The organism is Cetobacterium sp. ZWU0022 (assembly GCF_000800875.1).
Taxonomy (GTDB): Bacteria; Fusobacteriota; Fusobacteriia; order Fusobacteriales; family Fusobacteriaceae; genus Cetobacterium_A.
This window is the reverse complement of the sequence record NZ_JRJZ01000019.1, coordinates 1-1,243: the sequence shown is the minus strand read 5'-3', so window position 1 is coordinate 1,243 and position 1,243 is coordinate 1. Positions and strand designations below refer to the sequence as shown.

Sequence of the window (1,243 nt, the reverse complement as noted above, 5' to 3'; positions counted from 1 at the left end):
TGGTATTAAGTCAAGTTTTTAAACATAATTTTATAAATTATGCAACTTGTTTCTGATAATCAGCTGGAGATAAATAACCTAGTTTTTTCTGAATTCTATGGTTGTTATACCAGCCTTCTATATATTTAAATAAAGACTTTTTAGTTTCTTCAAAAGTCTTTGGTTTACTTTGATAAATTAACTCTTTCTTTAAAACTGAATGAAAAGATTCTATAGGAGCGTTATCATAAGGATTACCCTTTCTTGAATAAGAAAGGGTTGCACCTAAATCTTTAACTTTAGCTACATAATCTTTACTCGTATACTGCGATCCTTGGTCTGTATGGATAATACAGCCTGTAAGATCACTGTTTAAATTAAGTTTAGAAAGAGCTTTTAAAACGATATCTGTTGTCATTGTTGTGGAGTACTCCCAACCTTTGATTTCGTTTGTATGTAAATCCATAAATGAAGCTAAATATGTCCAACCAAAATCTTTTGTGTAAATATATGTGATATCTCCTACTATTTTCTCGTTTATTGAGGTAGTTGAAAAATCCTGTTTTAAAAGATTACTTGCAGGTGCTTCAACTTTTGATTTAATTGTCTGGGGCTTGTACTTTTTTCTAGTAATAGATGAAAGACCTAATGCTCTCATAATTCTTTGAACTAGCTTTATACTCGCGGGATAACCCTCACGATTAAGTATTGCATGTATTTTAGGAGCCCCATAAATTTTAGAATTTTCCTCATAAATTCTTTTGATTTGAGAAGATAATAATTCATATCTCTCTTGAGTCTTAGTAGTAGTTTTATTGAGATTAAAGTAGTAAGTAGCTCTACTAATTTTAAAGATTTTACACATTTTTTCTTGGCTGTATTTAGGTTTTAATTGCTTGATAAGGTCAGTTATCTTAGTATCATCTAGTTTTTCGCGAATATTGTCAAAGCCTTTTTTAGAATAGCACACTCTTCTTTAGCAGCGGCTAGTTCTTTTTGAAGCTTTCTAAAGTCATCGAGAGTGACAACCTCATCACTTTGGGTATTAATATTACTATATTTTTTTCTCCAAAGAATAAGATTGGATGAAGACACACCATATTCACGAGATACCTCTTTAAGAGACTGACCATTTAAAATTAAGTTAACAAGAGTTTTTTTAAACTCTTCATCATAAGTTTTTCGTTTAGACATAAAATCACTTCCTTCAAGTTTTAGTTTACATGATTTGTTATTTTATGTCTACAAACTTATTCTAGCACCA

At 30.1% G+C, this 1,243-nt stretch carries 2 protein-coding genes; both read right to left on the bottom strand.

The window, feature by feature from the left end; translation table 11 throughout:
* Nucleotides 1–37: 37 nt before the first annotated feature.
* Nucleotides 38–949, bottom strand: coding sequence for an IS3 family transposase (locus L988_RS01470; RefSeq protein WP_081990275.1), 912 nt, complete (start codon nucleotides 947–949; stop codon nucleotides 38–40).
* The gene (locus L988_RS01465; protein ID WP_047380843.1) at nucleotides 904–1,173 is read right to left on the bottom strand and encodes a transposase; all 270 of its coding nucleotides are present in this window, start codon (nucleotides 1,171–1,173) and stop codon (nucleotides 904–906) included. The genes L988_RS01470 and L988_RS01465 overlap by 46 nt, the downstream gene beginning before the upstream one ends.
* Nucleotides 1,174–1,243 lie beyond the last annotated feature (70 nt).